This window comes from Psychrobacter sp. FME13 (genome assembly GCF_014861395.1).
Lineage (GTDB): Bacteria > Pseudomonadota > Gammaproteobacteria > Pseudomonadales > Moraxellaceae > Psychrobacter.
Map to the genome: position 1 here is coordinate 1 of NZ_RRYV01000401.1, position 375 is coordinate 375.

General features: G+C 41.6%; 1 protein-coding gene. It reads right to left on the reverse strand.

The window, feature by feature from the left end; translation table 11 throughout:
* Positions 1 to 32: 32 nt before the first annotated feature.
* The gene (locus EI164_RS17365) at positions 33 to 167 is read right to left on the reverse strand and encodes a hypothetical protein (protein WP_263972684.1); all 135 of its coding nucleotides are present in this window, start codon (positions 165 to 167) and stop codon (positions 33 to 35) included.
* Positions 168 to 375 lie beyond the last annotated feature (208 nt).

Here is a 375-nt window from a genome sequence, read left to right on the forward strand (position 1 = left end):
GCTATTTTAACAAAAACCTCTTATCAGGTGTCCTAAATTAGTTGACCACTACAAAGCAGCACAGACTGACCGATGCGCGGAGCAAACTGCCAGCCATGCGCCGCTCCTGAGGACAGTTGTAATGCGCGTAGGGGTGGGGTGGTGCCATCATCGTGAGGACTGAGCATGTTGGAGACGTAGCGGTGATAAAGTTTTATTCAATTGAAAATTTATCCTATGATAAATAGAATTTTAACGTTGATATTCTATTTTGACCACTTACATTATCAACCCTTTGTAAATTGATTCCGATTCGTGAATTGAAGTGTAATGCACTGTAGCGGAGTTTTTCAAGGTAGTTGTCACCATCAAGCTAAATTAAGCGGCTTGTAATCT